Source organism: Floridaenema aerugineum BLCC-F46, from assembly GCF_041929345.1.
Taxonomy (GTDB): Bacteria; Cyanobacteriota; Cyanobacteriia; order Cyanobacteriales; family Aerosakkonemataceae; genus Floridanema; species Floridanema aerugineum.
The window spans coordinates 1-5325 of record NZ_JBHFNQ010000085.1; the positions used below are offsets into that span (position 1 = coordinate 1).

4 protein-coding genes are annotated in these 5325 nt (G+C 42.6%); all 4 read left to right on the plus strand.

The features are described from left to right. Window positions 1-330 precede the first annotated feature (330 nt). The 4 genes from ACE1CC_RS10695 to ACE1CC_RS10710 all read left to right on the plus strand — a co-directional run bounded on the left by ACE1CC_RS10695 (window position 331) and on the right by ACE1CC_RS10710 (window position 5042). Window positions 331-726, plus strand: coding sequence for a response regulator (locus ACE1CC_RS10695; RefSeq protein WP_413270443.1), 396 nt, complete (start codon window positions 331-333; stop codon window positions 724-726). 37 nt (window positions 727-763) lie between these two features. Further along, window positions 764-2554 (plus strand): sensor histidine kinase, encoded by a 1791-nt coding sequence (locus ACE1CC_RS10700; protein ID WP_413270444.1) that lies wholly within the window; start codon window positions 764-766, stop codon window positions 2552-2554. Window positions 2555-2873: 319 nt separating this feature from the next. Next, the gene (gene gap, locus ACE1CC_RS10705; protein ID WP_413270445.1) at window positions 2874-3908 is read left to right on the plus strand and encodes a type I glyceraldehyde-3-phosphate dehydrogenase; all 1035 of its coding nucleotides are present in this window, start codon (window positions 2874-2876) and stop codon (window positions 3906-3908) included. A 120-nt stretch (window positions 3909-4028) separates the two neighbouring features. Then, entirely contained in the window at window positions 4029-5042 is a 1014-nt protein-coding gene (locus tag ACE1CC_RS10710) for a 2-hydroxyacid dehydrogenase (RefSeq protein WP_413270446.1), read from the plus strand. Window positions 5043-5325 lie beyond the last annotated feature (283 nt).

Consider the following 5325-nt stretch of genomic DNA (forward strand, 5'->3'; position numbering starts at 1 on the left):
TTATTTAACTTCTTGGTTCTTTTTAGCTGGTCCCTTTTTCAACCAACAAAATTCTTTTTAAAGTTGTTTGGGGGGGGGGGGGGCGGCCCCCCCCCACCCACAACTTTTGTATTTTGTTGGGGGGGGGGCGGTCCGTTTCCCCCCCCAAACTTATTTTTTTTTTTTTGGGGGGTGGTCCACCCCCCCCGACGAGAGTTTTCACCTCTACATTGTGTGGGAAAAACAACCCGGATTTGATATAACTGCTCCTTTTTTTTACTTTTTACATCTAGAATTTTTGCTTAGTTGGCTAAAGCTCAAGGCTTCTCACGAGGTTTATAATCAAGGTTCATGGCGAAATCAACACTAATAAATAGGCGAATCCTGCTAATTGATGATGATGAGGACTTGCGGGAAATTTTTTATGTGACTCTGAGTTCAATAGTTGCTGGAATAGAGGTGCTTTTGGCAGAATCGGGGGAAATGGGTTTAGCGATCGCCCATCAAGAAAAATTAGATGCCATTCTATTAGATGTAGTCATGCCAGGGATGGATGGAGTCGAAGTTTTATCCCAACTTCAGTCTAATCCCATCACTCAGGGGATTCCGGTAATTTTCCTGACAGCAAGAACTCACGCAGAAGATCGGCAACACTTATTAAATATCGGCGGTAAAGCGGTAATTTCCAAAGCGTGCAAACCTCCTCAACTCGCTGCTCAATTGAGAGAAATATTAAATAAGATCTAGAGGATGGTTGCGTTAAAGTCTACGATCTAATAATTAAATGGCTAAATCTTTGTACCGCCTTGGTTTTGTCTTGTCCCTACCAGGGTTATTAATTTCAACGGGCATCTTACAGATTACGATCGCACTGATTGTTTACGCGATGGGAATCGATCGCACTCGCAGTTTAGAATTATGGATTATGGGTGCGATCGCTTCCACTGGATTTACCTTTTTACTCGCCATTCCTCGACTGAAACGTAATCACCAAGCGTTAGAAACTCTGATCGCTACCAGAACAACTGCTTTGATGAAAGCGAATGCCCAGTTAGCACAAGAAATTGAAGAACGTAAGCAAATTGAAGTTGCTTTACGACTGCGAGAAACTACCTTAAAAAAAGTCCAACAAATTGCCCATATCGGCAGTTGGGAATTTAATTTTCAAACTCGACAAATAACTTGGTCAGAAGAACTCTATCGCATTCACGGACTCGATCCCAAACAACCCCAGCCCAACTATCAGGAGAGTTTGGCCTTCGTGCATCCAGACGATCTCCCGATTCACCAAGCACAAATCTATGAGCCAGTTATTAACCGAAAGCCCTTTGCTGCCGATCTGCGGATTATTCGCGCTGATGGCACTGTGCGTTTTCTGGAAGCTAGGGGCGAACCTATATTTGATGAAAATCACCAACTGATTCGTTATCTTGGGATGACTCGTGACTTGACAGAACGCAAGGAAGCAGAGGAAAAACTCCGCCAAAGTGAAGCAACTAATCGCGCCTTAGTGCAAGCAATCCCTGATTTATTAATCCGAATTCATCGTGATGGTACTTATTTAGATGTCTTTTATGGCGGTAATGTTAGAGTATTTAATTTAGAAAAAGCCCAAATTGATAAACATATTAATGATGTTTTGCCCTTGGAAACCGCTTCAGAATTAATGCAGGCAATTCAAGAAGTTTTGGCAACAAAACAAATTAAAGTTGATGAACGACAAGTAGTATTTAATCAAAGGATTTATTACGAAGAAACCAGAATTGTTCCTTGTACAGATGATGAAGTGTTGGTGATTGTGAGAGATATTAGCGATCGCAAACAAATCGAACTAGAACTCGAACAAGCCAGAGCCGAAGCCCTGCAAGCCTTAGCCCAAGAAAAAGAACTCAATCGCTTAAAATCAGAATTTGTCTCTTTAGTAACTCACGATTTCCACGCTCCGTTAGTCAGCATTCAAGGCTTCAATTCCCTGTTACGTCAAGGTTGCCCTAACTTACCCATTGAAACGCAAAACCGTTATTTCAACAAAATTGATGCTTCTGTCAATCATTTAATGTATCTCTTAGAGCAAGTTTTATTAATCGGCAAATCAGAATCCGGGAAATTACAATGCTATCCAACAACAGTAAACCTAGAAGAATTTTGTCGAGAATTAATTGAATCTTTCCAGTTACAGAGCAACGATAATCCTATTGAATTTTCCTATACAAGTGACAGAACTAGCGTGGAAATAGATGAAACTATTGTTCGTCAAATTATGATTAACTTACTCACCAATGCAGCGAAATACTCACCGCAAAGCAGTGCGATAAATTTAACAGTGGAATGTGAGGAAAGTGCGATCGTCCTCCAAGTACAAGATCGTGGCATTGGCATTCCCCCAGAAGAACAAACTCACCTATTTGAAGCATTCTATCGATGCAGCAACGTCAAATCCGTGCGCGGTAGTGGACTAGGTTTAGCCGTCGTCAAAACCTGCGTCGATGCCCACAACGGCGAAATTTCCATTATCAGTCAAATTGGACAAGGAACCACAGTAACAGTCACCTTACCTACAAAACCAACTAAGTAGATGCAAATAAATAAAGTGATAATAGTTATCTTTAGATGGGGCAGGCAAGATGCCCACCCCACAAGCAAGCTGTAACTCTTGTGGGGTGGGCATCCTGCCCGACGAGAGTTTTCACTTTATTGACATCTACCTACTTACTAAAGCTTAAGACTTTGCCAAAAAAAAGCACTCTTGAGAGTAGAAAGCATTATCGTGATAAGCGTTTGAATACTTGACATGAAGCTGAAAGTACATTATCCATAACTTCAGCATCATTGATAAACAAGTCTTCATAACCAAGTTGTCAGACTTATTGACACAGAACTAAAAGGAGATTTTCATGGCAGCTATTAAAGTAGGCATTAACGGATTTGGTCGCATCGGTAGATTGGTATTCCGCATCGGACTTGATAATCCAGAAATCGAAATGGCTTGCATTAACGATCTTGTACCACCAGAAGCGATCGCCTACTTATTAAAATATGACTCCACACACGGTCGTTTTGCGGGCACAGTCGAAGCCAAAGAAGACGGCATCGTTGTTAATGGCAAGTTTATCCCCTGCGTATCAGTAAGAAATCCCGAAGAACTACCTTGGGGAAAAATGGGTATCGACTACGTAGTTGAGTCTACCGGACTATTTACCAGCTTTGATGGCGCATCCAAACACCTCACCGCAGGTGCGAAAAAAGTCTTAATTTCCGCCCCCACCAAAGATCCCGATAAAGTACCAACCTTAGTGATGGGAGTCAATCACGACAAATACGACCCCAGCAAAGATAACATCGTTTCCAACGCCAGTTGCACCACCAACTGTTTAGCCCCCGTCGCCAAAGTAATCAACGATAACTTCGGACTCGTCGAAGGCTTAATGACCACAGTTCACGCCATGACAGCCACCCAGCCCACAGTTGACGGGCCCAGCAAAAAAGACTTTCGCGGTGGACGTGGTGCAGCGCAAAACATCATCCCCGCTTCCACAGGTGCAGCTAAAGCCGTTACCCTAGCGATTCCAGAACTGAAAGGCAAACTCACAGGGATGGCTTTCCGCGTACCTACCCCCGATGTTTCAGCGGTTGACTTAACTTTCAAAACGGAAAAAGCCACCAGCTACAAAGAAATCTGTGAAGTCATGAAGGCAGCATCAGAAGCCGAACTCAAAGGGATTTTGGGTTACACCGAAGATGATGTAGTCTCCAGCGACTTTACCACAGATCCTCATTCCAGCATTTTCGATGCAGGTGCGGGAATTGAATTAAACTCGAATTTCTTCAAAATAGTTGCTTGGTACGACAACGAATGGGGTTATTCCAGCAGAATGGTTGACCTAATTCTCGCAATGGCAGCGAAAGAAAAATCACTTCAGCCAGCTTAGAGGCTCTCGGAGCAGGGGAGGAGGGGAGCAGGGGAGCAGGGGAGTTTTTCCCTAATCCCTAACCCCTAACCCCTAACCCCGCCCCCATCCCCAATCCCCAGTCCCTAATCCCTAATCACCATGAGAGTAGCAGTTTTTAGCACTAAACCTTACGATCGCCGTTTCCTCGAAGCTGCCAATGCCAAACATGGGCATGAATTAGAGTTTTTTACAGCTGAATTTAATGCTAATACTGCTCCTTTGGCGGCAGATTTTCCGGCTGTTTGTATATTTGTAAATGACAATGCTGATGCTAAAGCATTGGAAATAATTGCTTCACGCGGCACAAAATTGTTGGCTCTCCGTTCTGCTGGTTTTAATCATGTAGATTTACAAGCAGCAGCGGATTTAGGACTTACAGTTTTGCGCGTTCCAGCATATTCACCTTATGCAGTTGCAGAACACGCCGTCGGGTTAATTTTAACTTTAAATCGGAAATTTCACCGGGCTTTTAACCGAGTTCGAGAAGGGAATTTTGCTTTGGAAGGATTGATGGGTTTTGATATTCATGGTCGCACAGTCGGCGTAATTGGTACTGGGAAAATTGGGCAAATTTTTGGCAACTTGATGAAGGGTTTTGGTTGTCAAATTTTGGCTTACGATCTATATCCCAATGCTGATTTTGCTGCTTCTGGTGCTAAATATGTGGATTTACCAGAATTATTTGCTAATTCGGATATTATTTCTCTACATTGCCCGTTAACTGCTGAAACTTATCATTTGATTGATGAACAGGCGATCGATCAAATGAAACATGGAGTAATGCTCATTAACACCAGTCGCGGCGCATTAGTTAATACCGAAGCCGTGATCGCTGGGTTAAAATCTGGCAAAATCGGTTACTTGGGTTTAGATGTTTACGAACAAGAAGGGGAATTATTTTTTGAAGACCTTTCTATGGAAATTATTCAGGATGATGTTTTTCAACGTTTGTTAACTTTCCCGAATGTAATTGTTACCGGACACCAAGCATTTTTCACCGAAGACGCAGTACGAAATATTTGTGAAACAACCTTAAGCAATGTGAGTGATTTTGAGCAAGGTATTACTTCTAAAAATGAAGTTAAATCCCCGCAAAAAGCAGCTGCTAAATAGGTTTTGGTTCGTTGTAAGGACTTTAGTCCTTGAATTTTTCAAAGAAACGACTCAAGTCAATACTGCTCGGGTTTTGAGTAGGGGCGAAGCATTCGGGCAGAAAATCTAGGTTTTAGGCCATAATTTTTGACCCGAATGCTTCGCCCCTACAAAGGCAGAAAATCTAGGTTTTAGGCCATAATTTTTGACCCGAATGCTTCGCCCCTACAAAGGCAGAAAATCTAGGTTTTAGGCCATAATTTTTGACCCGAATGCTTCGCCCCTACAAAGGCAGAAAATCTAG